Annotated in this window: 20 protein-coding genes and 1 pseudogene; 10 read left to right on the top strand and 11 right to left on the bottom strand. The window is 61.0% G+C overall.

The features are described 5' to 3' along the window. The first annotated feature begins 155 nt into the window (after positions 1 to 155). Genes AFE_RS13570 through AFE_RS13560 form a run of 3 tightly spaced genes read left to right on the top strand, consistent with a single transcriptional unit; the run spans position 156 to position 3,348 of the window. A complete protein-coding gene (locus AFE_RS13570) occupies positions 156 to 1,676 on the top strand; it encodes a HAMP domain-containing sensor histidine kinase (protein WP_012607578.1) in 1,521 nt (506 codons plus the stop codon). Positions 1,677 to 1,680: 4 nt separating this feature from the next. Further along, positions 1,681 to 1,968: a hypothetical protein gene (locus tag AFE_RS13565; RefSeq protein WP_230456316.1), complete on the top strand. Its 288-nt coding sequence runs from the start codon at positions 1,681 to 1,683 to the stop codon at positions 1,966 to 1,968. A gap of 6 nt (positions 1,969 to 1,974) precedes the next feature. Then, positions 1,975 to 3,348 carry a sigma 54-interacting transcriptional regulator gene (locus tag AFE_RS13560; RefSeq protein ID WP_012537498.1) on the top strand — a complete coding sequence of 458 codons (1,374 nt, stop codon included), beginning with the start codon at positions 1,975 to 1,977 and terminating at the stop codon, positions 3,346 to 3,348. Between the two features lie 25 nt (positions 3,349 to 3,373). Here the strand turns inward: AFE_RS13560 and rng are convergent, their stop codons facing one another. The 8 genes from rng to AFE_RS13520 are packed head-to-tail and all read right to left on the bottom strand — an operon-like array spanning position 3,374 to position 9,252. After that, positions 3,374 to 4,864, bottom strand: a complete 1,491-nt coding sequence (gene rng, locus AFE_RS13555; protein WP_009562675.1) for a ribonuclease G — start codon at positions 4,862 to 4,864, stop codon at positions 3,374 to 3,376. Then, entirely contained in the window at positions 4,861 to 5,448 is a 588-nt protein-coding gene (locus tag AFE_RS13550; RefSeq protein WP_012537497.1) for a Maf family protein, read from the bottom strand. Before AFE_RS13550 ends, rng begins: the two co-directional genes overlap by 4 nt. Further along, on the bottom strand, positions 5,445 to 6,326 hold the full coding sequence (locus tag AFE_RS13545; RefSeq protein WP_012537496.1) for a hypothetical protein: 882 nt from the start codon (positions 6,324 to 6,326) through the stop codon (positions 5,445 to 5,447). Before AFE_RS13545 ends, AFE_RS13550 begins: the two co-directional genes overlap by 4 nt. Next, a complete protein-coding gene (locus tag AFE_RS13540; protein WP_009560841.1) occupies positions 6,323 to 6,754 on the bottom strand; it encodes a DUF4398 domain-containing protein in 432 nt (143 codons plus the stop codon). The genes AFE_RS13545 and AFE_RS13540 overlap by 4 nt, the downstream gene beginning before the upstream one ends. Before the next feature lie 13 nt (positions 6,755 to 6,767). Then, positions 6,768 to 7,241, bottom strand: a complete 474-nt coding sequence (gene rlmH, locus AFE_RS13535; RefSeq protein ID WP_009560842.1) for a 23S rRNA (pseudouridine(1915)-N(3))-methyltransferase RlmH — start codon at positions 7,239 to 7,241, stop codon at positions 6,768 to 6,770. A gap of 6 nt (positions 7,242 to 7,247) precedes the next feature. Continuing rightward, entirely contained in the window at positions 7,248 to 7,604 is a 357-nt protein-coding gene (gene rsfS / locus AFE_RS13530; protein ID WP_009560843.1) for a ribosome silencing factor, read from the bottom strand. A 23-nt stretch (positions 7,605 to 7,627) separates the two neighbouring features. Next, entirely contained in the window at positions 7,628 to 8,284 is a 657-nt protein-coding gene (gene nadD / locus AFE_RS13525; RefSeq protein ID WP_012537494.1) for a nicotinate-nucleotide adenylyltransferase, read from the bottom strand. A 59-nt stretch (positions 8,285 to 8,343) separates the two neighbouring features. After that, positions 8,344 to 9,252, bottom strand: a complete 909-nt coding sequence (locus AFE_RS13520; RefSeq protein WP_012607576.1) for a thioredoxin fold domain-containing protein — start codon at positions 9,250 to 9,252, stop codon at positions 8,344 to 8,346. 151 nt (positions 9,253 to 9,403) lie between these two features. Between AFE_RS13520 and msrA the strand changes: the two genes are divergently transcribed. Beyond that, complete coding sequence (msrA, locus tag AFE_RS13515; RefSeq protein ID WP_009560846.1) at positions 9,404 to 10,000, top strand: peptide-methionine (S)-S-oxide reductase MsrA; 597 nt, start codon at positions 9,404 to 9,406, stop codon at positions 9,998 to 10,000. A 5-nt stretch (positions 10,001 to 10,005) separates the two neighbouring features. Beyond that, positions 10,006 to 10,431: a peptide-methionine (R)-S-oxide reductase MsrB gene (gene msrB, locus AFE_RS13510; protein ID WP_012537491.1), complete on the top strand. Its 426-nt coding sequence runs from the start codon at positions 10,006 to 10,008 to the stop codon at positions 10,429 to 10,431. Here the strand turns inward: msrB and AFE_RS16420 are convergent. Further along, on the bottom strand, positions 10,416 to 10,574 hold the full coding sequence (locus AFE_RS16420; protein ID WP_012537490.1) for a hypothetical protein: 159 nt from the start codon (positions 10,572 to 10,574) through the stop codon (positions 10,416 to 10,418). The genes msrB and AFE_RS16420 overlap by 16 nt on opposite strands. A gap of 5 nt (positions 10,575 to 10,579) precedes the next feature. Between AFE_RS16420 and AFE_RS13505 the strand changes: the two genes are divergently transcribed. Beyond that, a complete protein-coding gene (locus AFE_RS13505; protein WP_012537489.1) occupies positions 10,580 to 13,156 on the top strand; it encodes a cation-translocating P-type ATPase in 2,577 nt (858 codons plus the stop codon). 403 nt (positions 13,157 to 13,559) lie between these two features. Next, complete coding sequence (locus AFE_RS13500) at positions 13,560 to 13,805, top strand: hypothetical protein (RefSeq protein WP_012537487.1); 246 nt, start codon at positions 13,560 to 13,562, stop codon at positions 13,803 to 13,805. A 144-nt stretch (positions 13,806 to 13,949) separates the two neighbouring features. Here AFE_RS13500 and AFE_RS13495 read toward each other — a convergent pair whose 3' ends face one another. After that, on the bottom strand, positions 13,950 to 14,528 hold the full coding sequence (locus AFE_RS13495; protein ID WP_009566554.1) for a cytochrome b/b6 domain-containing protein: 579 nt from the start codon (positions 14,526 to 14,528) through the stop codon (positions 13,950 to 13,952). A gap of 193 nt (positions 14,529 to 14,721) precedes the next feature. Further along, complete coding sequence (locus AFE_RS13490; protein WP_012607573.1) at positions 14,722 to 15,456, bottom strand: porin family protein; 735 nt, start codon at positions 15,454 to 15,456, stop codon at positions 14,722 to 14,724. 67 nt (positions 15,457 to 15,523) lie between these two features. On the opposite strand from AFE_RS13490, the gene tnpA reads away from it, so the two are divergent. The 3 genes and pseudogenes from tnpA (at position 15,524) to AFE_RS13475 (ending at position 17,880) form a co-directional block, all read left to right on the top strand. Beyond that, complete coding sequence (gene tnpA / locus AFE_RS13485) at positions 15,524 to 15,856, top strand: IS66 family insertion sequence element accessory protein TnpA (RefSeq protein WP_012535937.1); 333 nt, start codon at positions 15,524 to 15,526, stop codon at positions 15,854 to 15,856. Continuing rightward, positions 15,847 to 16,194 carry an IS66 family insertion sequence element accessory protein TnpB gene (tnpB, locus tag AFE_RS13480; RefSeq protein WP_012535936.1) on the top strand — a complete coding sequence of 116 codons (348 nt, stop codon included), beginning with the start codon at positions 15,847 to 15,849 and terminating at the stop codon, positions 16,192 to 16,194. The genes tnpA and tnpB overlap by 10 nt, the downstream gene beginning before the upstream one ends. Before the next feature lie 49 nt (positions 16,195 to 16,243). Continuing rightward, a pseudogene (locus AFE_RS13475) lies at positions 16,244 to 17,880 on the top strand (IS66-like element ISAfe4 family transposase). Positions 17,881 to 17,903: the final 23 nt, after the last annotated feature.

Below are 17,903 nucleotides of genomic sequence, written 5' to 3'. Positions count from 1 at the left end.
TGTTCAAGCCCGGGGGGTTAATCCCCGGGCTTTTTGCTGGATCGGCTGCTCCCCTGACGCGGCGGGCGGGCCCGGATGTCTCGAAGTCCTTGCACTTTCCTGCCCACGATTCTACGCTGAGGCTCTTCATGATCTTCGCCGGAGCTTGCAGGTCCATGGCATTACGCCCGAGTTCCATCTCCAAACTCATCGTCATCGGTTTTGGTCTGGCCATTGTGCCGCTGGTGCTGGTTATCGTCAGCGTAACCTTTTCCATCGCGCACTTTGCCGAACAGGGACAGGTGAGCATCTTGCGCGCAGTGGCCATGAGTGATGCGGCCAACCGGATGAATAACGCGGTGCGATCCATGGAACGCTATGGTCTGCAGTATACGGTCCTGCAGGATCAGGCGCTGCTGGTGCTCTATGATCAGAGTTTTGCGGAGTACAAGAAAGCCAGCACCCAGTTTGCCGCCGCAGGGCCTTCTCCCGTGGATCGTCGGCATCTCGAGCGGCTGGCAGCGCATCTGACTCACGCGCGGCAACTATTGCCGCTGGTATCCCTGGGGGGCAACCGCAGTGCGCTGGAAAGCGACTTCAGCCTTGCCACCGGTGAGGCACAACGTCTCCAAAGTGACGTGAATGAGGGGATCAGCACCGAAGTGGCCAAACTGGGTACCCGGGCGCTGGCCATCAAGCGTCTGACCATTGCGGAAGTATTGCTGGTGCTGCCACTCTCCATTGCCGTCGCCATCCTGTTTATCGTGTTGATCACCCGTCCCATCCGGCGTCTCGATCAGGCGGTTTCCGGCCTGGGTGATGGCGATCTGGAAACGCCCATAGCCGTGCAGGGTCCCCGGGATATTGCCAGCCTGGGTGACCGTCTGGAGTGGCTGCGTAACCGGCTCAACGCGTTGGAAGCCGCCAAGCTGCATTTCCTGCGGCAGCTTTCCCATGAGCTGAAGACGCCGCTGACGGCCATTCGCGAAGGCGCGGAGTTGCTCCAGGAGGATCTGGGGCATGAACTGGGCGCCGAGCAGCAGGAGATCGTGCACATCGTCCGCGATAACAGCTTGCGTTTGCAGCGCCTGATCGAAGACCTGCTGCGTTTCAGCCTGGCCGAGGGGCCGGTGGGGGCGGGCATGGTGCAGGAAATCTCCCTGACGGTGGTCGTGGAGGACTTGTTGTTGAGCTATAAGCCGAGCCTGCGTAGCAAATCCCTGCACCTGGTCACGGATCTGGCGGAGGTGCGGGTGCGTGGCCATGAAGATCGCCTGCGGACCATTTGCGATAATCTGCTCTCAAATGCCGTGAAATTCTCGCCGCAAAACGCTACCATACAGGTACATTTGCAGGTACAGGACGAACAGGCGGTTCTCGATGTTCAGGATGAGGGGTCCGGTGTGGCGCCCCAAGAGCGTGAAAAGATTTTTGATATTCTCTACCGGGGCGAAGCCTCCGATGCGGGAAAGATCGAGGGCAGCGGGTTGGGCCTGGCCATTGCCAGAGAATATGTACTGAGTTATGGGGGAAGTCTTGAATTGCTGGATAAAGAAACGCCGGGGGCCTGGTTCCAGTTGCGCCTGCCCCTCACCGACCATGTCGCTCCCCGTGGTGTTCATCGTGCTGACCCTGGCGGGTTGCGCGACCACACCGTTGCCGCTCCCGCCCAATACAGTGACTCTCAAGCCCGGTGAACAGGTGGTACAGACCAGCACCCTGATGGCCTTGCGGGATCAGATTGCAGCGCTGGAAAAGGCCGCTCCGGTGACTGCGGGTTGTGTTTCCGAAAAGGCAGAGGTGGCGAGTCTGACCAGCCAACTGGCCGATGCCAGGGCGGGTGATCCCGGCTACCAGAAGCTGCAGGCGCGGGTCAACGAACTCCAAAGCCGTCTCTCGCAGTCCCAGCAGCGCGAGGCGGAGTTGCGCAAGAAGCTGAACGAGCTGGTGCAGATCGAAAAAAACGCACGTTTACCTCAGGGGCACTGAACCGAAATGGAAAAAGGCAGAATCTTACTCGTGGATGATGACGCCGATCTCCTGCGTCTGTTGTCCCTGCGCATGAAGGCGGCCGGCTATGTGGTCAGCACCGCGGCCAGCGGCAGCGAAGCGTTGTCGGTACTGGCGATGGAGCACCCGTCCCTGGTCATCACCGATCTCAAGATGGATGAGATGGACGGTATGGCGCTGCTGGACGCCATTCGCCGCGACTACCCGACGTTGCCCGTCATCATCCTTACCGCCCACGGTTCCATCCCCGATGCCCTGCTGGCCGCTGACCAGGGTGTCTTTGCCTTCCTCACCAAGCCTTTTGATGGCAAGGATCTGATGGCGCAGGTGGAGCGTGCCTTCAACCTGACGGCGGCGGTTCCCCCTTCTTCGGGCAAGAAGGGCCGGGACTCCAGTTGGGACCGGATCCTGACCCGCAGCCCCAAAATGCAGACGGTGCTGGATCAGGCGCGTCTGGTGGCGGCATCCGATGCCAGCGTCTTCATTCATGGCGCCAGTGGTACCGGTAAGGAACTGCTGGCCCAGGCCATCCATCAGGCGAGTCCGCGCCATGGCCACGCCTTTATTGCCGTCAACTGCGCGGCCTTTCCCGAGCAACTGCTGGAGTCGGAACTCTTCGGGCACAAAAAGGGCGCCTTCACCGGAGCGGCCAGCAGTCATCAGGGCCTGTTCCAGGCGGCGGAGGGCGGCACGCTTTTTCTGGACGAAATTGGCGATATGCCTCTCCCGTTACAGGTCAAACTGCTGCGCGCCCTGCAGGAACGGATGATTCGTCCGGTCGGCGCCACCGAGAGCATCGCCGTCGACGTGCGGATCATCTCCGCCAGTCACCGGGATTTGGAGCAGGAGATGGCTGCCCGGCGTTTCCGGGATGATCTCTACTATCGCCTTTGCGTGGTGACCCTGGAACTTCCCGCCCTGGCGGAGCGCCCGGAGGATATCCCGCTGCTGGCCGAGTTTTTCCTGCGAGATGCGGCGGCCAAGAATCGCAAGGACGTTCGCGGGATCGCGCCGGAAGCCATGGAACTGCTCGTATCGGCGCCCTGGCCGGGCAATGTCCGGCAGCTCGCCAACGTCATCGAACAGGCGGTGGTGCTGTCCACTACCCCGCGAATCGGGGCGCCCCTCATCCGTCATGCCTTGCGTGACCGGGAAGGGGAGGTCATGCCTCTGGCCGATGCCAAGGGCCGTTTCGAGATGAATTATCTGATCCAGATCATGCGCATGACCCGCGGCAACGTGAGTCAGGCCGCACAACTCGCACAGCGCAACCGCACCGAGTTTTATCGCCTCCTGCACCGCTACCACCTCGATCCCGCCGCCTTCAAGGAAGCCGGTGGTGAAGCGGAGGAGGAGTAGAAGAAGAACGCGGATGCCGGACCGGTTACATCAGGATGATGTCGTACTGCTCCTGGGTATAGGTCGCCTCCGCCTGCACCTTGATGGGGCGGCCGATAAATTCCTCCAGCGCCGCCAGACTGGTGCTTTCTTCGTCCAACAGCTTCTCCATGACCTGCGGTGAAGCCAGAACCACAAAGCGTTCGGCGGGGTAGGCGCGGGTTTCGCGGACGATCTCGCGGAGGATTTCGTAGCAGATGGTTTCGGCGGTTTTCATGAAGCCGCGGCCGTGGCAATAGGGGCAGGGCTCGCAGAGGGTCTGGCGGAGACTTTCGCGGGTGCGTTTACGGGTCATCTCCACCAGGCCGAGCGAGGATATCTGGGTGATATTGCAGCGAGTGCGGTCACTCTGGATGCTTTTTTCCAGGGCGCGCTGGACCCGACGTTTATGTTCTTCGTCCTCCATGTCGATGAAGTCGATGATGATCATGCCGCCGATGTTGCGCAGACGCATCTGCCGGGCGATGGCGGCGGCGGCCTCCAGATTGGTCTTGAAGATGGTCTCTTCCTGATTGCGCCGCCCCACGAAGCCGCCGGTATTGACGTCCACCGTGGTCAGGGCCTCCGTCTGGTCGATGATGAGGTAGGCGCCGGACTTGAGGGTGACCCGGCTTTGCAGGGCGCGCTCGATCTCGTCCTCAACGTTGTAGAGATCGAAGAGCGGACGTTCGCCGCTGTAGTGTTCGATGCGATCGGCCACTTCCGGGATGACGCCCTGACAGAAGGTCAGAGCGGCATCGACCGTTTCCCGTGAATCGATGCGCACCCGCTGGATATTGTCGGACATGACATCGCGCATCATGCGTAAGGCCAGATTGAGGTCGCTGTGAATCTGGCCGGGCGCCGGGCTGCGCTCCAGCCGGGCGCGGATGGAGTCCCACAGGCGCCGGAGAAAATCGATATCTCCGGAGAAGTCGGTTTCTGTCACGCCTTCCGCGAGGGTGCGGATGATGTAGCCACCGCCCTCTTCGGGGGGGATCACAGATTTGAGCTGCTCCTTGAGCCGCATCCGTTCTTCCGGTGATTCGATACGGGTGGAGACGCCGATGCGTGGCACGAAGGGCATGTAGACCAGATAACGTCCCGGCAGGGTGATGCGGGTGGAGAGTCGCGCGCCTTTGCTGCCGACGGGGTCCTTGATGACCTGCACCAGCACTTCCTGTCCTTCGCGGAGCAGGGCGCAGACGTTGCGGACCTCGTGGTGCCCGGCACGAGGCTCGATATCGGTTTCGCCCTGGATCTCCTCGCTGTCATCCTGAATATCCGCAGCGTGGAGGAAGGCTGTGCGTTCCAGACCCACATCGACGAACGCAGCCTGCATGCCGGGCAGGACGCGGCGGACGACGCCTTTATAGATGTTGCCCACCAGACCGCGGTGGCCGCTACGTTCGACCTGGAGTTCCTGAAGGACGCCGTTGTCCACCAGCGCGACACGGATTTCCTGGGGGGTGACGTTGATCAGCAGTTCTTCGCTCATGGATGTCCTGAGAGGCAAGGCGGGGAGAGGCCGCAAGCGGCGAGCATCTCTGCCGTTTCAAAAAGGGGCAGCCCCATGACGCCGCTGTAGGACCCTTGCAGGCCGCTGACAAAGACTGCGCCGATGCCCTGAACCGCATAGGCTCCCGCCTTGTCAACCGGCTCCCCTGTGTCCCAGTAGGCGCGCATCTCCGCGCTGCTGAGGGGGCGCAGGCGGACGGCGCTGCTGCACAGGCGCTGGTCTACACGGCCTCGATGGAGAATGGCGACAGCGGTATGCACCTGATGCCAGAGGCCACCGAGCACCGTGTACATCTGCACGGCTTCCTCGTAGTCGCAGGGCTTGCCGAAGGTGCGATCACCCAGCGCCACGACCGTGTCCGCCGCCAGGATGACGGCTTCGGGCCTTGCCGTCGCGGCAGCAAGGCCTTTGCTGTGGGCAAGACGCAGCGCGAGGGCATCCGGACTCTCTCCGGGCCGCGGGGATTCATCCACGTCGGTGGCCATGACCTCCGGCGCGTAGCCCAACTGCTGGAGCAAGGCCAGTCGGCGCGGCGAGGCCGAGGCGAGAATCAGGCGGGTCACTGTGTCGGGCTGGCATTCGCCAACAGCAGTTCGGCGGTCCCCGCGCTGAGGCCGACGCCGGTAGCCAGTGCGAGCACCTGATCGGGAATGCCATCGCGACGCAGGGCGCGGAGGATGGTTTCGGCACGTTGGGTGGCCACATTGGCACCCAGGGGCTGTGGCGCCACCCGCACCAGTATTTCACTGGCTGTCGTCTGCTTGAGGATGCGGGAAATGGCCTGCAAGCGCTGTTTGCCGCTGGCGGAAAGCTGGTTGTCGCTGCCGAACAGGCTGTTTACCGGCATGGTGACATGCACCCCGTCGCTGGCGGCCCGGACCTGGGCGTATACCGTCAAGGCCTTGACGGAGCCGGACTGCGCCGCGAGGGCGCTGGCAGATGCGCCTTGCTGGTTGGCCATGCCCGCCAGGCGCTGTTCCTCCGACTGCAACATCTGCTTCTGTTGCTGGATTTCGGCTTGCAGGTGCTGGGTCCGGGCGCCGCTCATGGTTTTGTTCGCCAGTTGTGCGCGCAGTTTGCCATACTCGGCCTGCAGCGACTGCTGCTGTTGGGTCAACGACTGTACCTGGCGTTGCAGACTGCTGAGGCGGTCTTGTTTTGCAGCCTGCTCGCGTATTTCACGAAGCCCGGCGAGGCGCGCATTAAAAATGGCCTGATCGACCTGGAAGAGCGCGGGGTCGACCTGGTCGCGGGTCATCATCTGCAGGCTGCTGTGCAGGCCGGACAAGGTGGCAGCGGGTATGGGCGGCGCGCCGCGCTGTGCGTCGCGCAGGCGCTGGATGGCCTGCTGCAGCGCCTGCGTGGTGGCGGGATCGGCTACCGCCATACCGGGCAGCGCAACGAGCAGGACCGCGGCGATGAGGTGACGGACGCGCATCATGGTGCCTCCTGGGCGATCTGCGCTTTGGTGGTGGCGATCTGCTGGCGGGTCGTGGCGATCTGGCTCTGCAAATTGGTGATCTGACTTTGCAGCGCCATTTGCCGACTGTTGCTTGGGGCGGCATTGAGGCGCGTCTGGATGTTGTCGAGCAGTACTCTGGCCAGGAGGGTCTGCCGGTCGGCATATGCGTAGTCGTTACGTGCCACGGCGTCCCTGGCGGCGTTCAGCGCCCGCTGTACCGGCGCGAGCTGCCGCGCGTTGACCGCAGGGGAGAGGGCGAGGATGCGTTCCCGTCCCGCCTGCACGGCAACGGCGTCGGAGACGCTCTGTTGTGGGCTGACCTGCACCATCTGCGCGCAGGCGCTGAGGCCCAGACTCAGGGCCAGGGCCATCCCCAGGCGGGGATGGAGACTTCGGTTCCATAGCATGTTCACGTCAGCGTCACTCCTCTCCGCCACGATGATAAGGTAATCCGGCCTGAATGCTCCAGGCCCGGTATAATTGTTCGGCCAACACGACACGCACCACCGGGTGGGCGAGGGTCAGGGGCGACAAGGACCAGCGCCAGTCTGGTTGCAGGGCCGGGTCGAGGCCGTCGGGGCCGCCGACCCACAGAGCGACATCGCGCCCGCTGTGGAACCATGTGTCGATGCGCTGCGCCAGTGCCTCACTGTCCAGATTCCTGCCGTTCACTTCCAGTGCGATCCGCTCGGCTCCGGCCGGGGTGGCTGCCAGTATCCGTTCACCTTCCTCGCGCCGCCAGCGGACCGGGTCGCCGCTGCGCCCGCGCCGTGCCAGCGGCAATCCCCGCCACTCGACGCGCAGTTGCGGCGGCATCCGCGCACTGTATTCGGCGACGCCCGCCTCTACCCAAGCCGGCATTTTGCTGCCGATGGCCAGCACCCAGAGGCGCATCGCAGATCAGCGCCCCTCGCTTTGGCTACGTATCTGGGGAAGTTCTCCCCAGAGCCGCTCCAGTTGGTAAAAATCGCGCACTTCCGGACGCATCACATGGACGACCACATCGCCGAGGTCGACCAGCACCCAGTCGCCGACGGTGAGGCCTTCCTTGCCTATGGGTTTTACGCCTTCCTCGCGCATACGCGCCATCACCGCGTCGGCCAGCGCCCGCAAGTGGCGGTCGGAGGTGCCGGAGGCGATGATGAGATAGTCGGTGATGTCGGTCTGTTTGCGGACGTCGATGCTCTTGATGTCGAGCGCCTTGTGTTCATCCAGAACGGAGATGGCCAGGTCGCGAAGGGTTTCTGCTGTCGCCAAGTGTGATGATCCTTTGTGTCGGGCTATGGGCTCTGATAGAGCCCTTCGGCATCAATATAATCCAATACCTCGTCCGGTAACAGAAAGCGCGGGCTCTGATGACCGGCGAGCAGGCTGCGGATATTGCTGGCGGAGATTTCCAGGGCGGTGACCGTATGAAACAGGATACAGCCGGCGGGCGTCTGGCGCAGGGCGTCGACATCTTCGCAACGGCGCTGATAGAGGGCCTGGCGCAGGGCTTCCGGTAATTCGGCGGCAGGCCAGCCCGGGCGCCCGGTAACGACGAGGTGGGTGAGGTCCAGAATGTGCTGCCAGTGGTGCCAGGTGTCGAAGCGCAGAAAGGCATCCATGCCGATGACCATGGCGAGTACCGCATCCGGGCGTTGCTGACGCAGGGCGGTGAGGGTATCCACGGTGTAGGACGGCCCCTCCCGCTCTACTTCCCAGGAACTGACCGTGAATTGCGGATGGTGCGCGACGGCGATGCGGGTCATGGCCAGACGGTGGCGGGCGTCGGCCCAGGGGCTTTTGCGGTGGGGCGGGTGCCCCGCCGGAATCAGCATCGCCTGCGCGATGGCGAGGGCCTGGCGCACCTCCTCCACGGCGCGCAGGTGCCCGTAATGGATGGGGTCGAAGGTGCCGCCGAGGATGACCAGATCATCGTGTGTGGAACTATGCATTAGCGGAATATAACCAAGGGCTGCCCGCGGGGGAAGTCGTCCGGCAGGACTGGCGGAGGTCAGGGGGTGCAGCCTTCCGCGCTGACATCACCACCGAGCGAGTGAATGAGCGCGGGCAGTCCGCGCACGGCGATGCCATGGACCAGCACCATCCTCAGGCCGGTTTCCCCTTTGGTCGCGTGGATGTCAGGCGACTTCTTCCGGCAGAAAAGCAGGGTCGGCGTCGCTTCTTCACCGCTGGACTGAAGCAGGGCGGTGTTGGCATGGACCGCCTTCATGTCTTCGGCGGGAATCTGCGCCAGGGGTCGGGTGCCACCCTCCTCGGTGCTTTTATCAAACCCCTTCTCGTTCTCCGCCCATGCCGCCGCCGGGTCGGGGGCGGCGAGAATCGTGGCTGCCTTGGCGGCGCTGGAATCTTTCAGGAAACCGACGGGGATCAGCTTTACTCGAAGTTGACCGTCGGCGACGGGTTTTTGCAATGCCTCCCAGAGCAGGTGGCAGTAGATGCAGTTGGGGTCGGCAAACACCACCATGAGTGGCCCCGCGTGACCGATGGTGAAGCCCGGTGCCTTCATGGCTGCCGGGGCGATCTGTCCGGCGGGGACCTTTCGGGGTTGGGGCAGATACTTCTCCGTGGCCGCCCGGGTGATATCCTGGCCCTTATCGTTCACCACCGGGCCGAGCAGGAGGTAGCGATTGGACAACATCCAGAGTATCCCCTGCTGATGCTGGCTGTTTTCGGCGATGATGCCGGTGAGTTTTTGGGTGGGGCCCGGAAAGACCTTCACCACACGGGCCTTGCCGTGGAAGTTGTCTTGCACCAGATGCTCCGCGGATTGGAGATCCGGGGTGGTGGCGCACCCGGCGAGCAGCAGCGGACCGAAGAACAATGCGCCCAAAGCCGCCCCTGCGGACTTTCCGAATCCTACGCGCGCCTTTTTACCGCCGCTCCGATCTTCCGTTTCCATGCCCCCCCCCAGAATTTTGCAGGACGAATTTCATTGAAGCGTGGATACTAGCAAATGTGCCGGAGTCTGGCACATTGCCCGCCGATGGTTGGTCTGGCGGAGCTTTGCGACTATGCTTTGGACAGAGTCCGTTCATCATGGAGTACAGGTCATGGCGTTGACGATTCCCGCCCCCGACCGGGAGGATGCCGCTGCCGATGCGCCGGGTGTGGCGGTATTGGCGGCAGGGTGCTTCTGGTGTGTGGAGGCGGTGTATCTGGGCCTCGCGGGAGTGACGCGGATCGTGTCCGGTTATACGGGCGGCGCGGCGCAAACGGCCAATTACCGGGCGGTATGCACGGGGACGACCGGCCACGCCGAGGCAGTGGAGATTCACTACGATCCGGCGTTGCTGTCGTTTGGCCGGCTGTTACAGGTCTTTTTTGCGGTGGCCCACGATCCGACCCAGCGCGACCGGCAGGGGAATGATGTGGGGACCCAATACCGGTCCGCGATATTCACCGTGAATGACGCCCAGATGGCGCTGGCGCGGGACTATGTGGCGCAACTTGATCAGGCGAAGGTTTTTGCCGGACCCATCGCCACCGAAATCACGCCCCTGACCCATTTTTATCCGGCGGAAGACTATCACCAGGATTATGCCCGCCAGCATCCGGATCAGCCCTATATATGTGCGGTGGCGCTGCCGAAAGTGGAAAAACTGCGCACGCGCTTTCCGCAATGGTTGCGTGAGAATCAACGGAGGTGATGACGATGACCCGTTCATCCGCAGGCTTTGATCTGACCCCCATCGATGCCGGGAAGCGCGCGGAAATGGCGCAAGGCTTGTCTGCCGAGGCGCGTCATGTCCTTTTTGAGCATGGCACGGAGCCGCCCTTCTGCGGTGGGCTGCTGCACGAACAGGGCGACGGGACTTTCGTTTGCGCTCTGTGTGGGTTGCCGTTGTTTCGTTCGGCGGCCAAGTTTGATTCGGGGACGGGCTGGCCGAGTTTTCGGGAGCCTTTTGCACCCGATCATATCCACGAGATCCGCGATACCAGTCATGGCATGGTCCGCACGGAAATCCGCTGCGCGCGTTGCGACAGCCACCTGGGGCATGTGTTTTCCGATGGTCCGGCCCCGACGGGGCGGCGCTACTGTTTGAATTCGGCGGCGCTGCGCTTTCAAAGGACGACATAACCACACCCGGCGACTTCCTGATTTCGGTCGTCGACGGGGTTGTTGCTGGCGGAGAGCGGGGTATGTTGCCGGATAGTGTGCTGCTCCCGGTGGCCGGGCATGGTGCTCATGACCCGGATATGCAGCCCGACCAGGGGGGGCATTGAATATGGATACACGCCCTGCGGCGCAAGGGGACGTCCGTCCATTTGCGGGACTTGCCGGCGCAACCGCGGCCCGGCGCCTCGCCGAAGATGGCCCGAACCTTTTGCCCGGAAGCACGCCAAAAACGCTGCTGGCCATCGTGCTCGGTGTCCTGGCCGAGCCGATGTTCGTGATGTTGCTGGTGGCCGGCGGCATCTATCTGCTGCTGGGCGACCATGCCGAAGCGCTGTTTCTGCTGGCCTTCGTATTCGTGGTCATCGGCATTACCCTGGCCCAGGAGCGCAAGACCCAGCGTGCGCTGGAGTCCTTGCGCGATCTCTCCGCGCCGCGGGCGCTGGTGATCCGCGACGGTCGGGAGTTGCGGATCGCCGGGCGGGAGGTGGTGCGGGGCGATCTCCTGGTCCTGCATGAGGGGGATCGCATCGCCGCCGATGCGCAACTGGTGCAGGGCCAGCTCACGGTGGACGAGTCGCTGCTCACTGGTGAGGCGGTGCCGGTGGACAAGCTCCCCAATCCGGAGCTCGGCGCGCTGGCCGCGTCAGGCGGTGATGACGGCGCTGCGCTGTTCGCCAGCACCGTGGTCACCAAGGGGGTGGGCCTCGCGGTGGTGCAGGCTACGGGGATCGCTACCGCCGTCGGCCGCATCGGTCAGGCTCTGGCCACAACGCAAGAGACGACCTCTGGCCTGCAACAATCCTCGCGCACCCTCATCCGTAATCTGACGGCGATCGCGCTGTTGCTGGCGGTATCGCTGGTTCTGGTGGGTTGGTTGTGGGATGGCCGCGCGCTGCTGGAAAGCCTGCTGTCCGGTATCGCCCTGGCGATGGCCATCCTGCCCGAGGAGATTCCGGTCATTCTCACCGTGTTCCTGGCGCTGGGCGCCTGGCGTATCGCCAAAGCCAGGGTGCTCACCAGACGCGTGCCGGCGGTCGAAGCGTTGGGTGCGATCACCGTGCTGGCGGTGGACAAGACCGGCACGCTGACGCAGAACCGCATGCAGGTGGCCGAACTTGCGGTGGATGACGCCGTATTCGTGGTTGCCCAACCCGATCTCCCCGAGACCTTCCATACCCTGGTCGAGTTTGCGATGCTGGCCACTCCCATCGACCCCTTCGACCCGATGGAAAAGGCCATCCAGGTATTCGGCCATGGGCGTCTGGCCGGGACCGAACACGTCCATGACGACCGTCAGCCCGAGTTTCAGTATGAATTATCCCCTGACATTCTGGCGATGACACGGGTGTTTTCCGGCGCGCGACCCGATGCGCATCTGCTGGCGACCAAAGGCGCGCCTGAAGCCGTGGCCGATCTGTGCCACCTGTCCGCGGCGGACCGGTTGGCGATCCAGCAGCGGGTAGAAGCCATGGCCGCACGAGGCCTGCGCGTGCTGGGCGTGGCCAGGGGCCTGTGGGAGGCTGGCAACCCCGATACTCCCTGGCCCAAAACCCAGCACGATTTCGATTTCAGATTTCTTGGCCTGGTAGGCTTTTTCGATCCGCCACGCTCCGACGTTCCCGCCGCCGTTGCCGAGTGCCGCGCCGCCGGTATACGGGTGTTGATGCTCACGGGCGATCATCCTGCCACAGCGCGCGCGATCGCCCGGCAGGTGGGGTTGTCCGAGCGTGCCGAGGTCATCACCGGCCCCGAAATTGCCGCACTGGATGACGAGGCGCTACGTCTGCGCTTGAAACAGGTCGATCTGTGCGCCCGCCTGTTGCCTGAACAGAAGCTGCGTCTGGTGCGGGCGCTGCAACAGGCCGGCGAGGTGGTCGCCATGACCGGTGACGGCGTCAACGATGCCCCGGCGCTGAAAGCCGCCGATGTCGGCATCGCCATGGGCGAACATGGCACCGATGTGGCGCGGGAGGCTGCGGCGCTGGTGCTGCTGGACGATAGCTTTGCCAGCATCGTCGGTGCCATCCGCAGTGGACGGCGCATCTACGACAACATCACCAAAGCGACACGCTTCGTGTTTGCGGTGCATATGCCCATCGTCGCGCTGGCGCTGCTTCCGGCGCTTCTGCGCTGGCCGGTATTACTGCTGCCGGTGCATATCGTGCTGCTGGAACTGCTCATCGATCCCGCCTGTTCCATCGTATTCGAGGCCGAACCCGCAGCCGCCGACATCATGCATCGGCCGCCGCGTTCTCTCCATGCCAATCCGTTTGCCGCGGGTAATATCGGCTTTGCCATGACTCAAGGCCTGGGGATTGCGGCCATTCTTCTGGCGGGATCGGCATGGTTGCAGCACCTGGGCTGGGCTGAAAAAGACGTTCGTATCAGCATATTCAGTGCCTTGGTGTTTGCGCTGTTTCTGTTGATCCTCGCCAACCGCGACCTCACGCGTCCGGCTCTGCGTAATCTGAGTGGCAACAATTCGTTGCTGGCGCCCATGTTCGCGGGAGTGGGTGCGGTGCTCGTGGCGGTCCTGGCGATTCCTTTTATGCGCGGTGTGATGGGTTTCGCCGCCATCGGCATGCCGCCACTTCTGATCGCTGGCGGGCTGGTAGTGCTCTGCGTTCTGTGGCTGCAAACCGTGCGCTGGACAAACAATCGACGGTTGCACTGGGCACAAAAGTAAGGCCATTTGATAGCTTGACTTTCTATCTGATTAACCGGTTAATTGTGTCATGATTGGCGTATGGGTCATGCATGTCACGGAATGCTTTATTAGCAGGAAGTATTACGGATTGGTGTCGCAAACCTTTTTGGAGAGAAAATCATGAACAAGCTGAGGCAGGCAAGGCGACTGGTTTATATGGCACTTTTTGTTTTTGTTGGCGCTTCCATGCTTTCCGGATGCATAATTGCTCCCCCGTATGGAGGCTATTATGGGCGAGGCTATTATGGGGGGGGCTATTATGGAGGAAGGGGAGAAGGATGGCATCACGGTGAAGATCACTGATTGCAACGGTCTGGTGTCAATGCATCAATGATGGCTGTCAAATATTGTTGACGTATATTTTTGGTATAGGTGGAATCATATGAGAAAAAAACTGGCCATGATGCCGTTGGTCATCCTCGGGCTGACGTTTTCCGTTGCCCAGGATGGATTTGCTGACCACAGGGATTATGCTGATCATTACTATACGAAGTATCCGGCTTACTATGGCCCACGGGAGGACCACTACAGGTATCGGGATGAGCGCAGATACCGGAATCACGAGTGGCACAGGGAAAATCGGCGGCAGGAATACCGGCATCGGGATTATCACCGTGCCGATCACTAGGAATTTCCGGGGATGTCACGCGGGCCGCTAAAAATACCGGAGTAAATCCCGAGAACCAATGCTAACCGGTAACCCCGGAAGCCATACTCCTGAAGTATTTCAGGATCTGCCTTCCGGGGCGCCAAACCGGCCAGGGTTGCGCTACTACGGCCTGAATACGCGCAAAATGGCCGGAGATTTGCTTGCGTGAAGTGTAGCCATGCCAATATGACCCCACCAGTACAACCAGACAAATGAAGAAAGAAAGTCGTGCATCTTCTTGGGAAGCTGATAGAAGCCTATGGGCGCAGCCACTCCATAATTTGGAATCAGGAAAAACATGATAAACCCCAGGAGGGCCATGCCGGTCACGGCAGTCAAGCCAAAACCATGTACCATGCCCGGCACCCCACCGCGCATCCCGCTCGGCGGCAGTTTTCCGTTTGCCAGCCCCCTGATATCGGTGCAGACGTTGTCCAGGTATGTTCCGCTGTAGGGGAACAGGTGCGAGCGAAGGTTTTTATTAGAGAAAACCTGTACCCAGAATGCGATAACAATAACCGCCGCAAACATGCCAATCCACATATGCATGTGAAACAGTAAATGCCGGAATGGAAGTTCTCCGACCTTTTTCCATATGGCCTTCATGTCAAGTTCGCTGAACAGCAGAAGCGTTACCGCCAACGCAAATCCCGCGTGTATCCATCGGGTACTTCTTGGCCACTCTTGAATCTCTTCAGGCATGTGAAACTCCGTAGTATGATAAAACCGGTAGCATAATAAAATTAATTTGGTGCGAAATAAATATTAACAGTATGCGCGGTATGTTGCAATTGCTGGTCGTATTTTGTGTTGTCGCCAAAAATCCATCTATAGTATAGGTGTTACGATTGCCACGGAAAGCGCGCTGCGTGACCCTACGCAGCGCGAAAACGTCTTAGAACTTCGCCGATACCGTCATAAAATACTGCCGTGGGGCCCCCGGATCAGCCAGAATGGCGCCGGCACTGTTGCCACCGAAGTATCCACCACTGGTGATGTACTCAATGGGGTTATAGCGCGCATCAAAGAGATTGTATATTCCCACGGAGAGCTTCACATCTTTCAGTGTCGGGATGTATGGATTCAATCGGGTCGTTTTTATCCCAAGGCTGAGGTTGGAGACATTGTATCCCGGCTGCTTCTGGTGCGATGGCGCGCCGGTCCCGTTGTTGAATAGATACTCCGAGCTTGTGTATTGATCCACAAACTGGGGCGAGAAAAGGAATCCATGATAATAGTAGCGATAGTCAATACCCGCGCTCATGGTGAGGTACGGGCTATAAGATACGTTGGCGCCATACAAGGTCGTACCTCCACCCTGCGGCGTATACGAGGTGTAGTACGAATGATTGAGCGCCAGATTGGCGAACAGATGCCAGTTCCAGGAGGGGTTGTCGGCCATCGCGATATTGACGCCGTTCACCACCGCATCGGCCGCGGCGAACTTGGTTTGGGAGATGTTTGACAGGAAGGTCGCGATGGTTTCGTTGGCGAGACTGTCGTGGTAGTAGTTGACGTTGAATGTAAAGTTATGCAACAACATCCAGTTGTGTACTAAAAACTTGGCGCCGACTTCGTAATCCGTACTTTTTACCGGTTTCAGGCTGTTTAGATCTATGTAACCGTCCAAGCAACCCACCTTCCCAAATTTTCTGACCTGACCGATCCTGATCTGCATTCAGCGCGGAGGGATGGTGATGAAGAAAGAAGAGAAAGTAGCTTATTGGCGGCAGCAGGTAGAGGGATTTCAGGCGAGCGGACAGTCGGTCAAGAATTATTGTGCGCAGGCGGGGATCGCCGTAGCCACGCTGCATTACTGGCGCAAGCGCTTTGCCGATTCTGCACAAACGCCGTTGCTGTCCGCCGTGCCCGAAGGGTTTTTGCCGGTAACTCTGGCTGCGCCGGTCAGGACGCCTGTTTCACCGGTAGAAATTCACCTGTTATCCGGTCGTAGCCTGAAGCTTGCGGCGGCGGTAGATACCAGCTGGCTCCAGACCTTGGTGCAGATTCTGGAAAGACCATGTGGCTAAATTCGAGCAGCCGGATCTGGCTCGCGGCAGCGCCCGTGGATATGCGCTTGGGCTTTGATGGCCTGGCGGCTAAGGTGCAGGGGGTATTGGCTGCCGATCCTTTTTGCGGTCATGCTTTTGTCTTTCGCAACCGCCGGGGGGATCGTCTGAAATTGTTACTGTGGGATGGACTGGGTTTCTGGCTGGTGTATCGCCGTCTGGATCAGGGACGACTCCATTGGCCCCGCGCCGATGCCGGTGCCCTGGAACTCTCCGCTGCGCAGTGGGCGATGCTGGTAGAGGGGCGCCCGTGGACGCCGTTACCGACCTTGGAAAAATGCACACCAAAACTGCTGTAACTAGCGGGAATTGCTTGTATAAATAGCCCAGTTCCGATACTATTTTCTGATGATTTCAGCGCCGCAAACGCCTCTTCCCACCAGCCCGGACGCCCTGCGCGATCTGGTGCTGAGCCTGCTGCAACAGCAGGAGGAACAGGAAGCGGAACGCACCCGGATCATCGCCCAACAGCAAGCGGCCATTGCCCTGCGCGATGAAACCATCGCCCGCCTGGAAAGCACCATCGCCAAACTGCAGCGCTGGCGATTCGGACGCCGTTCGGAAAAGCTCTCTCCCGACCAGATCAGTCTTTGGGAAGAATCGCTGGATACCGAAATCGCGGCGATGGAAAGCCTCCTCGAAACCGTTCTGGAAGACAGTGCGGCCGTGACCGCTGGCCGTGCAGAGGGAGCAGCCGCCGACGCGCAGACCGTAACGGTCCCCGCCCGTCCCGTACGCCGGCACCCCGGCCGCATGGCGATCCCCGCCCATCTGCCCCGGGTAGAAGTACGTCACGATCCCAAGACTTGCACTTGCGCGCAATGTGGGGGTCCACTCGAAACTGTCGGGGAAGAGATCAGCGAAAAACTGGATTATATCCCCGGACGCTTCCAGGTGATTCGCCATATCCGCCCCAAACTGGCCTGCCGCCCCTGTGGTACCATCGAAAGTCCGGCATTACCGGCACAGGTGATTGACAAGGGCTTGCCCACGGCGCGCCTGGTGGCCCATGTGATGACGGCGAAACACGTGGATCACCTGCCTTTGTACCGGCAGGGAACCCAGTACCAGCGAGCGGGCGTACCGATCTCTCGCGCCACCCTCTGCAGCTGGCTGGGTCAGGGCGAATACTGGATCAGTCTGCTCGCCGAAGCTTGCAAAATGGCCTTACTGGAAGGAAAGATTCTGCACGCCGACGAGACGCCCTTGCCCGTCCTCAACCCCGGCAGCGGCAAGACGGACAAAGCTATCTCTGGGTGTATCGCAGCCAGGCGGATGCCCCGCATCCCGTCGTGGTCTTTGATTATGCCCCGGACCGTAAGGGGATCCACGCGCAACACTTCCTGGGCGACTGGCAAGGCATCCTCCAGACCGATGACTATGGGGGGTATGATGCCCTCTACCGCAAGGAACAGATCATCGAAGCCGGATGCTGGGCGCATGTACGCCGCCACTTCTATGACGTGGAACAGCGCGGTCCCAGTCCGGTAGCCCAGAAAGCCCTGGCCTGGATCGTCAAACTCTACGCCATCGAAGCGGAGATCAAGGAATCTCTACCAGATCAGAAAGTCGCCGCCCGGCAGCAGCGTGCCGGTCCCCTGCTGGAAGCCTTCCATGCCTGGCTCACGGAAACCCAGATGCAGGTGGCGCCGAAAAGTGGTATTGCCAAAGCGATGGCCTATGCCCTCAACCGTTGGAAAGCACTGACGCTCTACCTCGAAGAAGGACAACTCAGCATCGATAATAATCCGGTGGAGCGGGCGCTGCGGGGCGTGGCCATTGGTCGCAAGAATTTTTTATTTGTTGGAAATGATGCGGGTGGTGAACGTGCCGCGTCCTTCTACAGCATTATCGAAACGTGCAAACTCAACGGCGTCGAGCCCTTCGCTTACCTCTGCGATGTGCTGGAAAAGCTCCCGACCTGGCCCAACAAGCGGCTCCACGAACTTTTGCCGTGGAACTGGAAAAAAACCGCATTACCCTGATCGGCGCTAACCCGCAAGGGTGG

Origin of the sequence: Acidithiobacillus ferrooxidans ATCC 23270, from assembly GCF_000021485.1 — a bacterium.
Classification (GTDB): Bacteria; Pseudomonadota; Gammaproteobacteria; order Acidithiobacillales; family Acidithiobacillaceae; genus Acidithiobacillus; species Acidithiobacillus ferrooxidans.
Note: the sequence above shows the minus strand (reverse complement) of the source record. Positions and strands in the feature narration are given on the sequence as shown.